General features: G+C 71.3%; 16 protein-coding genes. 6 read left to right on the top strand and 10 right to left on the bottom strand.

Annotated features, from left to right (window positions below):
• Positions 1-30 precede the first annotated feature (30 nt).
• The gene (locus tag ACSJDX_RS14720) at positions 31-1590 is read left to right on the top strand and encodes an APC family permease (RefSeq protein WP_438353385.1); all 1560 of its coding nucleotides are present in this window, start codon (positions 31-33) and stop codon (positions 1588-1590) included.
• Between the two features lie 39 nt (positions 1591-1629).
• On the opposite strand, the gene ald is transcribed toward ACSJDX_RS14720, so the two are convergent.
• Both ald and ACSJDX_RS14710 read right to left on the bottom strand, forming a co-directional pair.
• Positions 1630-2742, bottom strand: coding sequence for an alanine dehydrogenase (ald, locus tag ACSJDX_RS14715; protein WP_438353384.1), 1113 nt, complete (start codon positions 2740-2742; stop codon positions 1630-1632).
• A 33-nt stretch (positions 2743-2775) separates the two neighbouring features.
• Positions 2776-3765 carry an asparaginase gene (locus tag ACSJDX_RS14710; RefSeq protein ID WP_438353383.1) on the bottom strand — a complete coding sequence of 330 codons (990 nt, stop codon included), beginning with the start codon at positions 3763-3765 and terminating at the stop codon, positions 2776-2778.
• Between the two features lie 59 nt (positions 3766-3824).
• On the opposite strand from ACSJDX_RS14710, the gene ACSJDX_RS14705 reads away from it, so the two are divergent.
• Positions 3825-4295, top strand: a complete 471-nt coding sequence (locus ACSJDX_RS14705) for an OsmC family protein (protein ID WP_438353382.1) — start codon at positions 3825-3827, stop codon at positions 4293-4295.
• A 51-nt stretch (positions 4296-4346) separates the two neighbouring features.
• On the opposite strand, the gene glpK is transcribed toward ACSJDX_RS14705, so the two are convergent.
• The 3 genes from glpK to ACSJDX_RS14690 form a co-directional block, all read right to left on the bottom strand.
• A complete protein-coding gene (glpK, locus tag ACSJDX_RS14700; protein WP_438353381.1) occupies positions 4347-5861 on the bottom strand; it encodes a glycerol kinase GlpK in 1515 nt (504 codons plus the stop codon).
• Between the two features lie 84 nt (positions 5862-5945).
• Positions 5946-6707, bottom strand: coding sequence for an MIP/aquaporin family protein (locus ACSJDX_RS14695; protein WP_438353380.1), 762 nt, complete (start codon positions 6705-6707; stop codon positions 5946-5948).
• A 107-nt stretch (positions 6708-6814) separates the two neighbouring features.
• Complete coding sequence (locus ACSJDX_RS14690; protein WP_438353379.1) at positions 6815-8539, bottom strand: glycerol-3-phosphate dehydrogenase/oxidase; 1725 nt, start codon at positions 8537-8539, stop codon at positions 6815-6817.
• A 112-nt stretch (positions 8540-8651) separates the two neighbouring features.
• Between ACSJDX_RS14690 and ACSJDX_RS14685 the strand changes: the two genes are divergently transcribed.
• Positions 8652-9629, top strand: a complete 978-nt coding sequence (locus ACSJDX_RS14685) for a sugar-binding transcriptional regulator (protein ID WP_438353378.1) — start codon at positions 8652-8654, stop codon at positions 9627-9629.
• On the opposite strand, the gene dhaM is transcribed toward ACSJDX_RS14685, so the two are convergent.
• The 4 genes from dhaM to ACSJDX_RS14665 all read right to left on the bottom strand — a co-directional run bounded on the left by dhaM (position 9630) and on the right by ACSJDX_RS14665 (position 12831).
• Positions 9630-10382 carry a dihydroxyacetone kinase phosphoryl donor subunit DhaM gene (dhaM, locus tag ACSJDX_RS14680; RefSeq protein ID WP_438353377.1) on the bottom strand — a complete coding sequence of 251 codons (753 nt, stop codon included), beginning with the start codon at positions 10380-10382 and terminating at the stop codon, positions 9630-9632. It lies immediately after the preceding gene.
• Between the two features lie 16 nt (positions 10383-10398).
• Positions 10399-11046: a dihydroxyacetone kinase subunit DhaL gene (gene dhaL / locus ACSJDX_RS14675; protein ID WP_438355003.1), complete on the bottom strand. Its 648-nt coding sequence runs from the start codon at positions 11044-11046 to the stop codon at positions 10399-10401.
• 5 nt (positions 11047-11051) lie between these two features.
• Entirely contained in the window at positions 11052-12047 is a 996-nt protein-coding gene (dhaK, locus tag ACSJDX_RS14670) for a dihydroxyacetone kinase subunit DhaK (RefSeq protein WP_438353376.1), read from the bottom strand.
• 82 nt (positions 12048-12129) lie between these two features.
• Positions 12130-12831: a lysophospholipid acyltransferase family protein gene (locus ACSJDX_RS14665; protein WP_438355002.1), complete on the bottom strand. Its 702-nt coding sequence runs from the start codon at positions 12829-12831 to the stop codon at positions 12130-12132.
• Between the two features lie 189 nt (positions 12832-13020).
• Between ACSJDX_RS14665 and ACSJDX_RS14660 the strand changes: the two genes are divergently transcribed.
• Together ACSJDX_RS14660 and dxr are read left to right on the top strand one after the other, a co-directional pair.
• Complete coding sequence (locus ACSJDX_RS14660) at positions 13021-13977, top strand: FKBP-type peptidyl-prolyl cis-trans isomerase (protein WP_438353375.1); 957 nt, start codon at positions 13021-13023, stop codon at positions 13975-13977.
• Positions 13978-14017: 40 nt separating this feature from the next.
• Positions 14018-15103 carry a 1-deoxy-D-xylulose-5-phosphate reductoisomerase gene (gene dxr, locus ACSJDX_RS14655; protein WP_438353374.1) on the top strand — a complete coding sequence of 362 codons (1086 nt, stop codon included), beginning with the start codon at positions 14018-14020 and terminating at the stop codon, positions 15101-15103.
• Between the two features lie 20 nt (positions 15104-15123).
• Here dxr and ACSJDX_RS14650 read toward each other — a convergent pair whose 3' ends face one another.
• The gene (locus tag ACSJDX_RS14650) at positions 15124-16785 is read right to left on the bottom strand and encodes a Mur ligase family protein (RefSeq protein WP_438353373.1); all 1662 of its coding nucleotides are present in this window, start codon (positions 16783-16785) and stop codon (positions 15124-15126) included.
• A 99-nt stretch (positions 16786-16884) separates the two neighbouring features.
• Between ACSJDX_RS14650 and ACSJDX_RS14645 the strand changes: the two genes are divergently transcribed.
• Entirely contained in the window at positions 16885-18246 is a 1362-nt protein-coding gene (locus ACSJDX_RS14645; protein WP_438353372.1) for a M50 family metallopeptidase, read from the top strand.
• The last annotated feature ends 48 nt before the right edge of the window (positions 18247-18294 follow it).

The raw sequence follows: 18294 nt of genomic DNA, 5'->3' as shown, positions 1-18294 counted from the left end.
GCCGGCCACGCGCAGCCCTACGTTCAGCCCATGGCAACCACTCCGATCGACCTCGCCCGACCCGAGGGCAAAGGTCTCGCCGCAGGCACGCTCGGCCTCTGGGGGTCGACCGTCATCGGGCTCGCCTCCACCGCTCCCGTCTACTCCCTCGTCGCCACGCTCGGCTTCGTGGTGCTGGCGGTGGGCGCGCAGGCGCCGATCGCGTTCGTGATCGCGTTCCTCCCGATGCTGTTCATCGCCTTCGCGTATCGCGAGCTCAACAACGACGTGCCCGACTGCGGCACCACGTTCACGTGGGGCACGAAGGCGTTCGGGCCGTGGGTGGGCTGGATGGGCGGCTGGGGCGTCGCCGTGGCCGGCATGATCGTGCTGGCCAACCTCTCGCAGGTCGCCGGCATCTACTTCTGGGCGTTCATCGACGGCATCGTCGGCAGCCCGGACGACGCGCTGCTGTCGGCCAACGTCCCCCTGGTCACCGCCACCGGCGTGGTGTTCATCGTCGCGATGACGTGGATCAGCTGGCGCGGGGTCGAGATCGGCGAGCGCATCCAGAACGTCCTGCTCGGCATCCAGTACGTCGCGCTGGCGATCTTCGTGGTCGTCGCCCTCTGGCACTTCTTCGACGGGTCGGCGCCCGATGCCACGCCGTTCGACTGGTCGTGGTTCAACCCGTTCGCGTTCGGCGACTGGAGCAGCTTCGTGCAGGCGACCCTCCTGGCGATCTTCATCTACTGGGGCTGGGACACGTGCCTGGCGCTCAACGAGGAGACGAAGGACCCCAAGCGCATCCCGGGTCGTGCGGCGTTGCTGACCACGATCATCCTGCTGGTGACCTACGTCGGCGTCACGATCGCGGCGATGATGTACGCCGGCCTGGGCGACACCGGAACGGGACTGGGCAACCCCGACAACTCCGGCGACTTCTTCCTCGCGATCAAGGACGGGCTGCTGGGACCTGCCGGCTGGCTGCTGGTGCTCTCGGTGATGATCTCGGCGATCTCCTCGACCCAGACGACGATCCTCCCGACGGCGCGCGGCACGCTCGCCATGGCCGCCTACAAGGCACTGCCCAAGCGGTTCGCGTCGGTCCACCCGCGGTACAAGACGCCGTCGTTCTCCACCCTGGTGATGGGGGCCGTCGCGATCGTGTACTACGTGGGCATGACCCTCATCAGCGACAACATCCTGCAGGATTCGATCCTGTCGCTGGGTCTCGCGATCGCGTTCTACTACGGCATCACCGGCTACGCGTGCGTCTGGTACTTCCGCCGCACGCTGTTCGACTCGGCGCGCAACTTCTTCTACCGGCTGGTGTTCCCCCTGCTGGGCGCGCTCATGCTCACGTACGCGTTCATCCAGTCGGCGATCGACATGTACGCCACCGACTACGGCAACACGATCCTGCTCGGCATCGGCGGCACGTTCGTGGTGGGGATCGGCGCCCTCGCGTTCGGCGTCGTGCTGATGCTCATCTGGTTCATGTTCCCGCGCGCCAAGAAGTTCTTCCGCGGCGAGAGCCTCAACCGCGACACCCCCGTGCTGGTCCCCGACGACTCCGACTTCCGGTCGATCGACGGGGGCCTCGCCTGACCGCCGGCCCTCGACGCGTCGAGGGCCGGCGGACCGATCTCAGAGGACGTCGGCGAAGGATGCTGCGGCGAGCCCGTGCGCGGCGGCGACCCCGGTGTTGACCACGGCGCCGCCCGACGTGTTGAGCCCCAGGGCCAGCGCGGCATCCGCCCGCAGCGCGTCCTTCCACCCGCGCCGCGCGATCTGCCGCACGTACGGGAGTGTGGCGTTGGTGAGTGCCGACGTGGAGGTGTTGGGCACCGCCCCGGGCATGTTCGCGACGCAGTAGAACACCGTGCCGTGCACCTCGAAGGTCGGGTCGGCGTGGGTGGTGGGGTGCGTGTCGGCGAAGCATCCGCCCTGGTCGACGGCGATGTCCACCAGCACACTGCCCGGGCGCATGCGCGAGACCATGTCGTTCGTGACGAGCTTGGGCGCCTTGGCGCCCGGGATCAGCACCGACCCGATCACGAGGTCGGACGCGACGACCGCGCGGTCGAGGTCGAGCGGGTTGGAGGCGGCGGTCTTCACGCGGCCCTGGAAGTGATCGTCGAGGAACCGGAGCCGCTGGATGTTGGTGTCGAAGATCGTCACGTCGGCGCCGAGACCGACCGCGATCACCGCGGCGTTGGCCCCCGCCACCCCGCCGCCGATCACCGTCACCTGGGCGGGGCGGGTGCCCGGGACGCCCGACATGAGCAGTCCCAGTCCGCCGGCGGAGCGCATCAGCGTGTGCGCGCCGACCGTGGGTGCGAGTCGGCCGGCGACCTCGCTCATCGGCGCGAGCAGGGGCAGCGTTCCGCCCGGAAGCTGCACGGTCTCGTAGGCGATCGCCGTCACCCCGTCGGCCACGAGCCGGTCGGTGAGGGGGAGGTCGGCGGCCAGATGCAGGTAGGTGAACAGGGTCAGGTCGTCGCGGAAGTAGCCGTACTCGCTCGCGATGGGCTCCTTCACCTTGAGCACCAGCTCGGCACGAGCCCACACCTCGGCGGGATCGTCGATCAGGGTGGCGCCGGCGGCGAGGTACTCGTCGTCGCTCATCGACGAGCCGACGCCCGCGCCGCGCTGCACGGCGACGTCGTGCCCGGCGAGCACCAGGTCGTGCACGCCGGCGGGAGTGAGCGCCACGCGGTACTCGTTGTTCTTCACCTCGGTGGGGACGGAGATCCGCATCGATCGTCCTTTCCGCTCCTCGTGGGAGCGTCTCTAGAAGGCGGGGCGGATCGCCCCGACGGTTCCCCCGCCGCCGGAAATGGTCAGCGGGAGGGCGTTCATGGCGTCGGCGACGGCGGAGGCCGCCAGCGCGCCGGCGCGTTCGAGCAGGCGCAGGGCCACGACCGCCGCGGCGCGACCGTTTCCGTCGAGCATCTTCAGCGCGACGGTGGTGCCGTCGGGCGCGGTCATGACCATGACGCCTTCGGCGCCGCCCTTGGCGAAGACGCCGAGCCGTTCGATCACGATCGTGTCGTCGCGGCCGGGACCGTCGATCGTCCACGGGTGCTCGCGGACCGCGCGCACGAGGGCGCCGGCGCTGCGGTGCAGCGCGAAGGGCGAGGTCTCGGACGACGTGGCGACCCGGTGGATGCCGCGGGCGAGGCCGGCGAGCGTCAGGGCGAACACCGGGGCGCCGCATCCGTCCACCGCTGTCGCGGCCACGCGCTCGCCCGTGAGCCGCTCGACCACCTCGCGGATGTGCATCTGCAGCGGATGCGCGGGGTCGAGGTAGCCGTCCAGGTCCCAGCCGTTGACGGTGCAGGTCAGCAGCATCGCCGCGTGCTTGCCGGAGCAGTTCATGCGGATGCGGGCGGGCCGGCCGAGCTCGCGGACCATCTCGTCGCGGGCGGCGCGGTCGCCCGGCCAGGCGGGCGGGCATCCGAGCGCGTCCTCGCCGAGACCGGCGGCCGAGAGGATGTCGCGCACCACCGCGACGTGGCGGTCGGTGCCCGAGTGGCTCGCGGTCGACAGTGCCAGGCGCTCGCCGTCGAGGGAGGCGCCGGCCGTGAGGCATGCCAGGGCCTGCATCGGCTTCATGCTCGAGCGGGGGAGGATCAGCGCCCCCGCGTCGCCGAGGGTCTCGACGACGGATCCGTCGGGGGCGAGCACGATGGCGGCACCGGCGTGCCGCGACTCGACGAAGCCGTTCCGATCGACGACGGCGAGCTCGACGGCTCCGGCGACGGGGAAGGTCTGCGGCACGCGGCCAGCCTACCGTCGGGCGGCCGCACGTCCGCGGGCGGCATGCCAGACTGGGCGCCATGCGGGGCGAGCACCGATACGCACTGACGACCATGTGGACGGGCGACCGCGGTACCGGCACGAGCGGGTACCGCGACTACGATCGCGCCGTGACGATCTCGATCGACGGCAAGCCCGAGCTGCTCGCCTCGGCCGACAAGCCCTTCCGCGGCGACCCGTCCCGCTGGAACCCCGAGGACCTGCTGCTGGCCGCCCTGAGCGAGTGCCACCTGCTGTCGTACCTGCACGCGTGCGTCACAGCGGGCGTGGTGGTCGTCGCGTACGAGGACGACGCCACCGGCGTGATGGTGGAGGACGGTCGCGGCGGGGGCGCCTTCCGCGAGGTGGTGCTGCATCCGCGCGTCATCGTCGCCGACGCGTCGATGGTGGATGCCGCCACCGCCGCGCACGCGCAGGCCCACGACTGGTGCTTCATCGCCAACTCCGTGAACTTCCCGGTGCGGCACGAGGCATCCGTCACCGTCGCCTGACGCGACGAGGCCCCGCCGACCGGAGTCGACGGGGCCTCGCACGGTGGTGGCCTACTTCACGTCGTCGTCGACCCAGTCCATCGACTTCGTGACGGCCTTCTTCCAGAGCCGCAGCTGACGGGCGCGCTCGTCCTCGTCGAGGTTCGGCTCCCAGCGCTTGTCCTCCTGCCAGTTGGCCCGCAGGTCGTCGAGGTTCGCCCAGAACCCGACGGCGAGCCCGGCCGCGTACGCGGCGCCCAGTGCGGTGGTCTCGGCCACGACGGGGCGCACCACCGGCACGCCGAGGATGTCGGCCTGGAACTGCATGAGCGCGTCGTTGGCGGTCATTCCGCCGTCGACCTTGAGCTCGGTGAGGTCGACACCGGAGTCGGCGTTGACCGCGTCGAGCACCTCACGGGTCTGGAAGGCGGTGGCCTCCAGCGCGGCGCGGGCGATGTGGCCCTTGTTGACGTAGCGGGTCATGCCCACGATGGCGCCGCGGGCGTCGGGGCGCCAGTACGGCGCGAACAGGCCCGAGAACGCCGGCACGAAGTACACGCCGCCGTTGTCGTCGACGGTCTTGGCCAGCGTCTCGACCTCGGGGGCGGACGAGATGAGCCCGAGCTGGTCGCGCAGCCACTGGATGAGCGACCCGGTGACGGCGATCGACCCCTCCAGCGCGTAGTGCGCGGGCTCGTCGCCGAGCTTGTATCCCAGCGTGGTGAGCAGACCGTTCTTGGAGTGGACGATCTCCTCACCCGTGTTGAAGATGAGGAAGTTGCCCGTGCCGTAGGTGTTCTTGCTCTCGCCCGCGTCGTACGCGGCCTGGCCGAACGTCGCCGCCTGCTGGTCGCCCAGGATGCCCGAGATCGGGGTCTCGCGCAGCAGCGAGGAGTCCTCGGCCTGGCCGTAGACCTCGGAGGAGGAGCGGATCTCGGGCATCATCGACCGCGGCACGCCGAACGTCTCGAGGATGTCGTCGCGCCACTCGAGCGTCGCGAGATCCATGAACATCGTGCGGCTGGCGTTGGTGACATCGGTCGCGTGCACACCGCCGTCGGTGCCGCCGGTGAGGTTCCACAGCACCCAGGAGTCGGTGGTGCCGAACAGGAGGTCGCCGGCCTCGGCGCGCTCGCGGGCGCCGTCGACGTTCTCGAGGATCCAGACGATCTTCGTGCCCGAGAAGTAGGTCGCCAGCGGGAGGCCCACGGTCTCCTTGAACCGCTCCACGCCGCCGTCCGCGGCCAGGCGGTCGACGATCGACTGCGTGCGGGTGTCCTGCCAGACGATGGCGTTGTAGACGGGCTCGCCGGTGTTCTTGTCCCACACCACCGCGGTCTCGCGCTGGTTCGTGATGCCGATCGCGGCGATGTCGTGGCGCGTGAGGTCTCCCTTCGAGAGGGCCTGACCGATCACCTCGCGGGTGTTGCTCCAGATCTCCTTCGGGTCGTGCTCGACCCAGCCGGGCTTGGGGAAGATCTGCTCGTGCTCCATCTGACCGACGGAGATCACGCTTCCCTTCTTGTCGAAGATCATCGCGCGGGTCGAGGTCGTGCCCTGGTCGATGGCGAGGACGTAGTCAGCCATTGTGGACTTCCTTGTCTTGTGGGTGTTCGGGTGAAGAGAGGGTGGGATGCCGCGGCTCACGGTGCCGCGGCATCCCGAGGTGTGTCAGGCGGCGAAGCGCATGAGGTTCAGCAGCACGGGAGCGAGCAGCGCGGCCAGGGCCCCGCCGATGAGGGGGCCGACCACCGGCACCCAGGCGTAGCTCCAGTCGCTGGAGCCCTTGCCCTTGATCGGCAGGATGGCGTGCGCGATGCGCGGACCGAGGTCGCGGGCCGGGTTGATCGCGTAGCCGGTCGGGCCACCCAGGGAGGCGCCGATGCCGACCACGAGGAGGGCGACGGGCACGGCGGTGAGCGGTCCGAGACCGCCGGGCGTGCCGATCTGGATGTCGCCGTAGTCGGCGAAGGCGAAGATCACGAACACCAGCACGAACGTCGCGATGACCTCGGTGACGAGGTTCCACCCGTAGGAGCGGATGGCCGGACCGGTCGAGAACACGCCGAGCTTCGCGGCCGGGTCGGGCTCGTCGTCGAAGTGCTGCTTGTAGGCGAGCCAGCACAGCACCGCGCCGATGATCGCGCCCACGAGCTGACCGGCGACGGCGATGGCGAACTGCGCGAACATGATCTTGCCTGCGATCAGCAGTCCGAGCGAGACCGCCGGGTTCAGCTGCGCGCCGGAGTAGGCCGAGGCGAGCACACCCGCGAACACCGCGAGGCCCCATCCCCAGTTGACCATCAGGAATCCGCCGGCGTTGCCCTTGGTCTTGGCCAGCACGGCGTTCGCGACCACGCCGCAGCCGAGCAGGATCAGCATCCCGGTTCCGACGGTTTCGGAGAGGAAATACAGTCCGAGGTTTACTTGCATGTCGACATTGACCTTTCTCTGGTGTGTCCGGATCGCCGCGTCGTCGCGGTTCCGGTCGGCCCTGGTTCAGAAACTAGGGCCTGGGTGGCGAGGGCGCCAGATGCGTCTCAGATCTCTACGGTGCCGACCTCCTCGAACTCGACGCGGTGGGCCTCGCGCAGGATCGCGACCGTGTCGGCGACCTCCTGCTCGCGGCGATCGAGATCCCAGCCCAGCGGCGCGGCGACCGCTTCGGCCACCTCCCGGAGCGTGTCGAGCGTCATGCCGCCGACGAACGCGATCGAGGTGCGCCGCAGCACGACATCGATGAGGTGCACGGGCTGCTCGGTGGCCGCGAGATGGGCGAGCTCGGCGGCGAAGTACGCCGGGGCGTGCGGCAACGGGGCGGCGTCGACGGGGAGCGCTGCCAGCACGTCGTCGGCGCGGGTGCCGTACCGGTGCAGCATCCGCTCCACCAGTTCGGTCGGATGCTGCGAGGCGTGCTCCTGCGCCCAGCTGCGGCGCGCGGCGGCGGTGCGCGGGAAGTCCTTGCCTCCTCCGATCGGCACGCCGGCGGTGCTGAGGCGGTGCGGACGGCCCAGCACCTCGAGGGCGCGGGTGCTCAGGTGCTCGGCCAGCGCGCGGAACGTCGTCCACTTCCCGCCCACGAGACTGAGCATGGGCGTGCCCTGGTGCGTGCCGTCGACGATGCGGTAATCGCGCGAGACGAAGCCCGGCGCGGTGTCGTCGTGGCGGGGGAGCGGGCGGATGCCCGAGAAGGTGTAGACGATCTGGGAGCGGTCGACCCGGATGGTCGGATAGACCTGGGCGACGAGGTCGAAGAAGTAGTCGATCTCGTCGTCGGTGCAGACCATCGGCTGCGACGGGTCGGCGTCGATGTCGGTGGTGCCCACCAGCACGCGGTCCTTCAACGGGTAGATCAGCACGATGCGGCCGTCGGAGTGCTCGAAGAAGATCTCCCGCCCCTTGGTCGCCGCGAGCAGCTCGGGGTGGTCGAGCACGATGTGCGACCCCTTCGTGCCGCCCATGAAGCGGGTCGGCATGCCCAGCGCGTCATTGGTGAGGTCGGTCCACGGGCCGGAGGTGTTCACGACGACCTTCGCGGGGACCGCGAACTCCTCCCCGCTCAGCTCGTCGCGCATGCGCACCGCGCCGCCCTCCATGCCCACGGCCGAGACGTAGTTGACCGCCGAGACCTTCGGCCCGCCGATCTCGATGCCGTCGTGGAGCACGTCGAGCGCGAGCCGCTCGGGGTCGTGCATCGATGCGTCGTAATAGGTGGCGGTGTACTTCAGGTCGGGATTCAGCTTCGGAAGCTCCGCCAGCGACTTCTTACGGCCGAGGAAGCGATGGCGCGGAACGGTGCCGCCGGCGCGCGAGAACGTGTCGTAGATGATGAGGCCGACCTTGATCAGCAGGGCGCCGCGCTCGCTGGGCTTTCCGCGGCCGTGGGTGACGAGGAGCCGGAACGGCGCCGACAGCACGCCGGACAGCGTCTTGAAGATGGGGATCGTGGTCTCCAGCGGCCGTACGTAGTGCGGCGCCGTCTTGAGCAGGTCGTTGCGCTCGGTGACGGCTTCTTTGACCAGTCGGAACTCGCCGTTCTCCAGGTAGCGGATGCCGCCGTGCACCATGTGGCTGGACGCGGACGAGGCGCCCGAGACGAAGTCGCCGCGTTCGACGAGGGCGACGCTGACGCCTTGCATCGCGAGATCGCGGAAGGTGGCGATGCCGTTGATGCCGCCCCCGATGATCAGGACGTCCACCTCCCCGCGGTCTCGGAGCGCGCTCACGCTGGGGCGGAGGGAGGGTGTCGGCGTCGACGGTGTCACGATCGGGACCTTTCAGACGGTGCGTTGAGGACAGCATCCACCCGCATGAGATAAGTTGCAACGTCCGTGCACGAACGTGCACAATCCGATGAGGACGACTGAGAGAAGCACCATGACGGCCCCTCGCGACACCCGCGCGCAGGACGCCCTGCGCGCCGCGCAGCTGTACTACCTGCAGGACCTCACGATGGACGCGATCGCGCACGAGATGCGGGTCTCGCGCTCCTCCGTGTCGCGACTGCTCGCGCACGCGCGCGACACGGGACTGGTGTCGATCTCCGTGCACTCGCCGCAGGACGCCCGGGGCGGCCTGGAACGTCTCCTCATGCAGCGGTTCGGGATCGCGGCGCACGTCGTGCCCACGCCCGGCCGCATCAGCGAGGTGGAGCGCCTGGAGCGCACGGCGCTGTCGGCCGCCCGGATCCTCACCGAACGCGTCGACTCGTCGATGACGATCGGCATCGCGTGGGGCTCCACCCTGTCGGCCGTCGGCCGCCACCTGCCGCTCAAGGCGACGCACGACTCGCGCATCGTGCAGATGAACGGCGCCGCGAACGTGCGCACCTCGGGCATCCCGTACGCCGGCGAGATCCTCAGCCGGTTCGGCGCCGCCTGGTCGGCCTCGGTGCATCAGTTCCCCGTGCCCGCGCTGTTCGACGACCCCCTCACCAAGCAGGCGATGTGGCGCGAGCGGTCGGTGCGTGCGGTGCTGCGGCTGCAGGAGCTGGTGGACGTGTTCGTGTTCGGTCTGGGTTCGCCGCGCGCCGATGTGCCCTCGCACGTGTACTCCGGCGACTACTTCGACGCGGCCGACCTCGAGGCGATCCCGCGGCAGGGGATCGTGGGGGACTGCGCGACGGTCTTCTATCGCGCGGACGGGTCCGCGGACGGGATCGAGCTGAACGAGCGCTCCAGCGGTCCGTCGCTCGAGCAGGTGCGCGGCATCCCGTCCCGCTTCTGCATCGTGTCGAGCCTGTCCAAGCTCGACAGTCTGCGCGGGGCGCTCGCCGCGGGCCTGATCACCGAGCTCGTCGTGGAGGAGTCGCTGGCGCGCCGTCTGATCGAGGTCACCGCGCGCACCGGCGCGTGATCAGAGCTCGCCGAAGCCATCCTCGACGAGGGCGCGGAGGGCGTCCAGGGCCTCGGTCGCCTGCGGGCCGGTCGCACTGATCCGCACCCGCGCTCCGGTGCGCATGCCCAGTGCCAGGAGCGCCAGCAGGCTCCCGCCCGAGACCGGCGCCGCGCCGGAGGCGAGGTCGGCCACCCGCACCTCGGCGTCGTACCGGCGGGCGGTGCGCACGAACTCCGCCGCCGGTCGCGCGTGCAGACCGGACGGGTTGACGATCACCGCCTCGAAGGAGGCATCCGGGTCCCCGGAGACCGGGGGAACCGCGGATGCCTCGACCGCCGCCGCGCCGCCTTCCGTGCCGACCGTCTCGGTATCGCCGGCCGACAGCTGTGCGCGCTTGGCCTGCAGGGCACCATCCATCTCGGCCAGGACCGCGTCGAGCGGGGCGCCGGCGGCGGCGAGCACGACCGCGGAGACGAGCCCCTCGACGAACGGTGCCGGGCTGAGCGCCACGCGCGCCTCCGAAGCGCGCAGCTCGAGCGCCATCTCGGCGCTCAGGATCGCCGAGCCCAGGTCCATCACCACGAGCACCCCGTCGTCGGTCGCGACGGCGTCGATGGCCGACGCGATCTCGACCGCGTCGGTGCCGAGGCCCCCGTCGGCCCCGGCGGCCACGACGATGGCGGGCGCCGCCGCGCCGCCCATCTGCCTCGCCAGCTCGACGGCCGCCTCGGCGAGCGGTCGGCTGTGCGAGACGACGACGATGCCGATCACGGCGCGACGCCGTCGATCACGATGCGGCGCGCTCGGCGAGGGCGTCGCGGAGCGCGTCCAACAGGAGCGTCGCCGACGTCGCACCCGGATCGACATGCCCGGCGCTGCGCTCGCCGAGATAGCTCGCGCGTCCCTTGCGGGCGACCAGCGGAGTCGTGGCGTCGCGCCCGGAGGCGGCCGCGGAGGCGGCGGCGTCCGCGGCCTCCTGCACCGAGGCGCCTCCGGAGGCCGCGGCATCCCACGCGTCCAGCGCCGGCACGAGCGCGTCGATCATCGTCTTGTCGCCCGGCTCGGCCTTGCCTCGGGCGACCACGCCCTCGACGCCCGCGCGCAGGGCGGCGCCGAGCGCGGCGGCGTCGAGCGGGGCGGCGTCTCCGATCGCGGTGCCCGCGCGCAGGAAGAACGTGCCGTACAGCGGACCGCTCGCACCGCCGACCGTCGAGACCAGGGTCATCCCCACCGTCTTGCCGAGCTCGCCACCCGTGGCCGGCGGCGTCGCCTCGAGCTTGGCGACGACGGCGTCCATCCCGCGCGCCATGTTCGAGCCGTGGTCGGCGTCGCCGATCGCGGAATCCAGTTCCGTGAGCTCATCCCTGTGCTCGGTCACGAGGTCCCGGAACCGTACGACCCACGCCACGAGGTCGGGCAGCGTCGCGTCGGTCACCCCGGTCACGCCCCCCACCGCAGCCCGGGCGTCACGACGGGGGCGTCCCACAGCCGGAGCAGCTCGTCGTCGGCCTTCACCACCGTGAGCGAGCACCCCGCCATGTCCAGACTCGTGATGTAGTCGCCCACGAGCGAGCGCGCCACCTCGACCCCCGCGGCCGAGAGCAGGGCCTCGACCTCGCCGTACATCAGGTACAGCTCGATGAGCGGTGTGCCGCCCAAGCCCGACAGCAGCACGATCGCGGGCCCCGAGGCATCCCCGAAGTCCTTCAGGATCGGCTCGACGAGCATCGCGGCGATCTCGTGCGCCGACGCGAGCGGCACGCGGTGACGCCCCGGCTCGCCGTGGATGCCGACCCCCACCTCCATCTGGTCGTCGGGCAGGTCGAACGTGGGCTTGCCGGCGGCGGGGACCGTGCAGCTGGTGAGGGCGACGCCCATCGAGCGGCCGTTCCCGCTGACCTTCTCCGCCAGCGCGAGGACCGCGTCGAGGTCGGCGCCCTCCTCGGCGGCGGCGCCGACGATCTTCTCCAGCACGACCGTGGTGCCCGTTCCGCGCCGTCCTGCCGTCCACGTCGAGTCCTCCACGGCGACGTCGTCGGCGACGACGACCGCCTCGACACGGATGCCTTCGGCCGCCGCCAGCTCGGCCGCCATCTCGAAGTTGAGCACGTCGCCGGTGTAGTTCTTCACGATGTGCAGCACACCGGCGCCGGCGTCGACGGCCTTCGTCGCGGCCAGGACCTGGTCGGGCGTGGGGGACGTGAACACCTCGCCCGCGGCCGCGGCATCCAGCATCCCGGTGCCGACGAAGCCGCCGTGCATCGGCTCGTGACCCGATCCGCCCCCCGAGACGAGGGCCACCTTGCCCTGCCGGGTCGGCTCGGCGCGCAGCACGACGCGCTCGTCGAAATCGATGCGCAGCTCGGGATGCGCGGCCTGCACGCCCCGGAGGGATTCGGCCAGGACATCTGCGGGTGCGTTGATGAGCTTCTTCATGGATCTCTCCCCTCGGACGGCGCGCCGGTGCGGGCCCAGGGAGAATCTCCCGCGGGTGCCGGGCGGTGTCAAGGGCGAGGGCTCAGCGACGCTCGTGGGGAAGCGCCTGGCGGATCCGCTCAATCGGATTCTGCGCGGGCGGCTCGTTGAACGCGCCCGCCAGTTCCTGCCCGGAGAGGGCGTGGATGGCCGCCATGATGTCGTCGGTGGCGAGGCGACGCGCCCGTCCGGAGTTCGCGGGACCATGATGGGCCAGATCCAACGGCTCGCCGAAGCGGACGGTGACCCGTGCGTGCAGCGAAGGCCGCTTGGCGCCGACGGGCATGACCTCGTCGGTGCCGATGAGGCCGACCGGGACGACCGGCGCGCCGGTCTGGAGGGCGAGGAACGCCACTCCCGTGCGGCCCTTGTACAGCCGGCCGTCGAGCGAGCGGGTGCCCTCGGGGTACAGCGCCACGGCCTTGCCCTGCTCGAGGAGCAGGCGCTGCTGGTCGAGGGCGTCGAGCGCCGCCTTGCCCGCGCCGCGGTCGACGGGGATCGCCCCGATGGAGGTGAAGAACTGCCGGGAGGCCCACTTGTCGAAGTAGCTGGACTTCGCGAGGAAGTGCACCGGACGGGGCGCGGCCACGGGGATCGCGATCGAGTCGATGAACGAGAGGTGGTTGCTCGCGAAGATCACCGGGCCGGTGAGCGGCACGAGCGCGGCCCCCTCGATCCTGGGGCGGTAGACCACCCGCGCGAGGGGCGAGATGACGAAGCGGCCGAGGGCATAGGTCGCACCCATACGGGTCTGCGGAGCATCGGGGACGCCGGAGGGCTCGCCCTCATCGGGCGTGCGCGTCTCCTCTGATGTCACCTGTCGAGGGTACTCCCGGTCTCATGCCCCGCCGGGCATGGGGTCGCTCTCAGGCAGGACAGAGGAAAAGTGCGAAAGGATGGGATCTCCCCTTCCGCAGACTTCTCGAGGTCCATCGTGCGCGCTCGCCGCCTTGCCACCCTGTCCATCGCCGCCGCCGCGGCCCTGCTTCTGGCCGGATGCACTGCGGCCGGCAACGGCACGGCGAGCGGCGCGCCGTCCCCGTCGGGCTCGCCGACCGACCTGTGCGCCGCCGCGGCGCCCTCCGGCGCGACATCCGACGCGGTGAAGGTCGACGGCGCCGCCGGCGCCGAGGCGACCCTCACCTTCACCTCGCCGCTCGATGTCACCACCACCGAGCGCACCGTGATCTCGCAGGGTCAGGGCGATCCGGTGCAGGACGGCCAGTTCGTGTCGTACGCGATCACCGCCTACAACGCCCAGACCGGCGAGAAGCTCGGCGCCGTCGGATACAACCCCGGGGAGATCCTCCCCGCCGCGGTCTCCACGACGACCGCGTCCGCGCAGATCTTCGGATGCATCGCCCCGGGCGGCCGCGTCGTGCTCACCTCGCCCGGCACCAACGGCAACCCCGGCGAGGTCGACGTGTTCGACCTGCTCGCCGTGGTGCCCACCGCCGCGACCGGCGCCGCGCAGCCCCCGGTCGACGGGATGCCGACCGTGACGCTCGACGACACGGGCAAGCCCACCATCACCATCCCGTCGGGCGCCGCCGCGCCCACGGACGTCAAGATCGCCGACCTGAAGACGGGCGACGGCGCGGTCGTCGCGCCCGGCGACAAGGTCCTCGTGCAGTACACCGGCGTGCTGTGGCCGGACGGCACCGAGTTCGACTCGAGCTGGACCCGCGGCACGCCCGCGTCGTTCCAGACCACCGGAGTGGTCCCCGGCTTCCAGCAGGCCCTGGAGGGCCAGAAGGTCGGCTCCCAGGTGCTCGTGGTCATCCCGCCGGCATTCGGCTACGGCGACACGGCGCAGGGCTCGATCCCCGCAGGCTCGACGCTCGTGTTCGTGATCGACATCCTCGGCACCCAGCACGCGGCCGCTCAGTAAGCCCCGACGGCACGCGCCGCATCCCGCCTAGGCTGGCGGGATGCGGCGCGTCCTCGTTCTCGGCTCGACAGGCTCCATCGGCACCCAGGCGCTCGACGTCATCCGGGCCAACCCCCGCAGGTTCGAGGTGGTGGGACTGGCGGCCGGTACCGACCGGGCGGGGATGCAGGCCCAGGCCGCGGCGTTCGGGGTCGAGCACACCGCGCTCGGCGCGGTCGAGGCCGAGCAGCTCGTGCGCGATGTCGAGGCCGACGTGGTGCTCAACGGCATCACCGGATCCGTGGGTCTGGGCCCCACCCTCGCCGCACTGGAGACGGGCCGCACCTTGGCTCTGGCCAACAAGGAGTCGCTCATCGTCGGCGGCGACCTCGTGCGTGCCGTCGCCGCACCCGGGCAGATCGTGCCCGTGGATTCGGAGCACTCCGCGATCGCTCAGGCGCTGCGCGCCGGCGAGCACGCCGAGGTGCGACGGCTCGTGCTGACCGCCTCGGGGGGGCCGTTCCGCGGACGCACGGCGGCCCAGCTGCGCGACGTCACCCCCGCCGAGGCGCTCGCCCACCCGACGTGGGACATGGGCCGCGTCGTGACGACCAACTCGGCGACCCTCGTGAACAAGGGCCTCGAGGTCATCGAGGCGCACCTGCTGTTCGACATCCGCTACGACGACATCGACGTCGTCGTCCACCCGCAGTCGATCGTGCACTCGATGGTGGAGTTCGTCGACGGGTCTACGATCGCCCAGGCATCCCCGCCGGATATGCGCCTGCCGATCTCGCTGGGTCTGGACTGGCCGAACCGGGTCGGCGGCGTCGGGCGCCCGCTGGACTGGACCGTCGCCAGCTCGTGGACCTTCGAGCCGCTCGACGCCGCGGCGTTCCCCGCGGTCACGCTGGCCAAGCGGGTGGGGCGCGCCGGCGGCACGTACCCGGCCGTGTTCAACGCGGCCAACGAGCAGGCCGTCGACGCCTTCCACGATGGACGCCTCGGGTTCGCCGGCATCGTCGAGACCGTCGAGCGCGTGGTCGAAGCCCATGAGGCGCCCGGCGTGCTCACGCGCGAATCGCTGGCCGAGGCCGAGTCGTGGGCACGCGCCACCGCTGATCGGGCGATCGCCGCGGCATCCTGACCCCCGAGCGGGACCGGGACTCAGGGGAAGGCGGGGCGCTCGGGGTCGGAGTCCGGCGTGAGGTCGTCGGGGTACGGCACCGGCCAGTGCGGCTCGGGCACCGGCCACCCCGCGGCGCGCAGCGCCCGACGGGCGAGCTCGCGCGCCGAATAGGGCGTGCGGACGCCGCGGATGTCGCGGTAGTCCTGGTGCCCGGGACCCGCCCACAGGATCGCGTCGCCGTCGCCGACGAGCCCGATCGCCTCGACGATCGCGCGTTCCGGCGGCGACCACTCGTGGATCTCTGCATCGGGGCGCGCTCGCCGCGCCCCCTCGATGAGTGTCGCGCGGATCGAATCGGGGTTCTCGAACCGCGGGTGGTGGTCGGTGACGACGAACACGTCGCTGCCCTCGACCGCCGTGCGGCCCATGTCGTGGCGCTTCGTGGCGTCGCGGTCGCCGTCGGCGCCCATCACCATCACGACCCTGCCGGGCGTGACGCGGCGCACCGCGGCGAGCGTCTTCTCGAACGCGTCCGGGGAGTGGCCGAAGTCGACGTACACCGCCGGTCCGCGCTCGCCCGAGACGAGCTGCGTGCGGCCGGGCAGGTAGGCGTCGATGCGTCCGCCGTCCAGCGCCGCCGCGAGCCGCTCCCACGCGTAGCCGCCCTCGAGCAGCATCACGATCGCGAGTCCCGCGTTGGCGGCCATGTGGCGTCCGATCACCGGCACCACCGTGGTGAGCGTGCGTCCGTCGCGCGCCGTGAGGGTGAACTCCGTGCCGGCCTGTCGCTCGGCGACGATGTGCACGGTCCAGTCGGCGGATGCCGCGGCATCCGGATCCGCCGCGATGTCGGGCGTTCCCACCGTGACGTACGGCACCTCGCAGCGCGCCACGACCTCCGCGCCGGGCGCCGAGTCGAGCGAGATCACCGCGCGCCGGGCGCGGTCGGGACGGAACAGCGGGAGCTTGGCCTCGAAGTACTCCCGCATGTCTGCGTAGTCGTCGAGGTGGTCGTGGCTGAGGTTGGTGAACCCGGCGACGTCGAACACGATCCCGTCGACGCGGCGGCGGCTGAGCGCCTGTGCGCTCACCTCGACGGCGACCGCTTCGACGCCGCGCTCGCGCATGAGGGCGAGCAGGGCGTGCATCTCGGATGCCTCGGGGGTGGTCAGCCTCGACACGATGACGTGCCCGGCGATGTGACGCTCCGCGGTCGATGAGAGTCCGCTCGGGACGCCGAGCTGGCCGAGGATCCCCTCCAGCAGGTGCGACACGCTCGTCTTGCCGTTCGTGCCGGTCGTGCCGAACAGCAGCGGCAGATGGTCGTCGGCGCCGGTGCCGTACACCCACGCCGACAGCTCGCCGAGCAGTCCCCGGGGGTCGTCGACGATGAGGACGGGCAGCCCGGCGTCGGCGGCGATGTCGGCGCCCGAGGCATCCGTCACGATCGCGACCGCGCCCTTCCCGGCGGCGACGTGCGCGAACTCGGCGCCGTGCCGGTTCACCCCGCGGATCGCGACGAACGCCTCGCCGGCCCGCAGGTCCGCGGTGGCGAGGGTGATGCCCGACAGAGTGCGGCCGGCGACGTCGCCGCGCACCTCACGGGCGAACCGGGCCGCGAGCTCCTCGAGCGAGCGGGTCGGCGGGTTCTCCGGCCGCAGGACAGGGGGGAGATTCGAAGGCGCGTGGTCAGTCGGCATAACCCCTTTAGTCTCTCATCCGCGCCGGGCGCGACCACGGAGGCTCACCTCTCCCGCCCGCACGGCCGATTCAAAGGCGTACGCGGGTACGGTGGGGGCGTGACCGTCGTGGCCTTCATACTCGGGATCGCCCTCATGGTGGTGGGGCTCGCGGTGTCGATCGCGCTCCACGAGATCGGCCACCTCGTTCCGGCGAAGAGGTTCGGCGTGCACGTCGGCCAGTACATGATCGGCTTCGGGCCCACGCTGTGGTCGAGGCGATACGGCGAGACGCAGTACGGCATCAAGGCGATTCCGCTCGGCGGCTACATCTCGATGGCCGGAATGTACCCGCCCTCGCCGGCCGAGATCGCGGCGAAGGAGCAGGGGGCGGATGCCTCGACCCAGCGCTCCGGTCGCGCCGGCGGCGGATTCTTCGCCACCATGGTGCAGGACGCGCGGCTCGCCAACGACGAGACGCTCATCGCCGGTCGCGAGCGCGTCTTCTACAAGCTCCCGGTCTGGAAGCGCGTCGTCATCATGCTCGGCGGACCGCTGATGAACCTCCTGTTCGCGATCGTGCTGTTCACGATCCTGTTCAGCGGGATCGGCGTGCAGACCTCCTCGACCACCGTGGCGAAGCTGAGCGAGTGCGTGCTGCCCGCCGGCACCACGCAGACCGCCTGCGCCGCCTCCGACCCGCGCACCCCCGCCGTGCAGGCCGGCTTCCAGCCCGGCGACCGGATGGTCTCGATCGACGGCACCCCGGTGTCGACGTTCGCCGAGGCATCCGCTCTCATCCAGGCGGCCCCCGGGAAGACGCTCGACGTCGTCGTGGTGCGAGGCGGCTCCGAGATGACGCTGCGGCTCACCCCGGTGCTGGCCACCCGACCCGTGCTCGACGCCCAGGGCGCGCCGACCACGGGGGCCGACGGGCAGCCCGTCACCCAGGACGTCGGCTTCGCGGGCATCTACCCGACGTCCGAGCTCATGCCGCAGCCGATCTGGGCGGGGCCGCAGGCCGCGATCGAGAACGTCGGCGCCGTGTTCGGCATCATCGGGCAGCTGCCCGTGAAGGTCTATGACACCGCCGTGTCGCTGTTCACGGGCGGCGCCCGCGACCCCAACGGTCCGCTCAGCGTCGTCGGGGTGGGCGTGATCGCCGGTGATGTGGCGGCATCCGAGGCTCCCGTCCTCAACCGCATCGGCGGGTTCCTGGGGCTCCTCGCATCCCTGAACGTCGCGCTGTTCGCGTTCAACCTGATCCCGCTGCTGCCGCTCGACGGCGGGCACGTGGTCGTCGCCCTCTGGGGCGGGCTGAAGAGCGCGTGGGCGAAGCTGCGCCGTCGTCCGCCGCCCGCGCCGGTCGACGCCACGAAGCTGGTCCCGGTCACGTTCGTCGTGGTCGTGCTGCTCATCGTCATGGGCGCGATCCTGATCCTCGCCGACCTGATCAACCCCATCTCGCTCTTCGGTCCGTAGTCTTCACGCGACCGTGTCGAGAACGGCCTTGCCCGTTCGCTGGAGGGA

The sequence above is a fragment of the Microbacterium fluminis genome (assembly GCF_051549805.1).
In the GTDB taxonomy this organism is placed as follows: domain Bacteria; phylum Actinomycetota; class Actinomycetes; order Actinomycetales; family Microbacteriaceae; genus Microbacterium.
The sequence above is the reverse complement of the archived record's forward strand: the minus strand, read 5'-3'. Positions and strand labels throughout refer to the sequence as shown.

Coding starts and splice junctions, on each gene's coding strand:
- ACSJDX_RS14705 (WP_438353382.1), top strand. CDS start 3,825: ATGCGGGGCGAGCACCGATACGCACTGACGACCATGTGGACGGGCGAC.
- glpK (WP_438353381.1), bottom strand. CDS start 5,861: ATGGCTGACTACGTCCTCGCCATCGACCAGGGCACGACCTCGACCCGC.
- ACSJDX_RS14650 (WP_438353373.1), bottom strand. CDS start 16,785: ATGCCGACTGACCACGCGCCTTCGAATCTCCCCCCTGTCCTGCGGCCG.
- ald (WP_438353384.1), bottom strand. CDS start 2,742: ATGCGGATCTCCGTCCCCACCGAGGTGAAGAACAACGAGTACCGCGTG.
- dhaK (WP_438353376.1), bottom strand. CDS start 12,047: ATGAAGAAGCTCATCAACGCACCCGCAGATGTCCTGGCCGAATCCCTC.
- ACSJDX_RS14720 (WP_438353385.1), top strand. CDS start 31: ATGGCAACCACTCCGATCGACCTCGCCCGACCCGAGGGCAAAGGTCTC.
- dxr (WP_438353374.1), top strand. CDS start 14,018: ATGCGGCGCGTCCTCGTTCTCGGCTCGACAGGCTCCATCGGCACCCAG.
- ACSJDX_RS14685 (WP_438353378.1), top strand. CDS start 8,652: ATGACGGCCCCTCGCGACACCCGCGCGCAGGACGCCCTGCGCGCCGCG.
- ACSJDX_RS14695 (WP_438353380.1), bottom strand. CDS start 6,707: ATGCAAGTAAACCTCGGACTGTATTTCCTCTCCGAAACCGTCGGAACC.
- ACSJDX_RS14665 (WP_438355002.1), bottom strand. CDS start 12,831: ATGGGTGCGACCTATGCCCTCGGCCGCTTCGTCATCTCGCCCCTCGCG.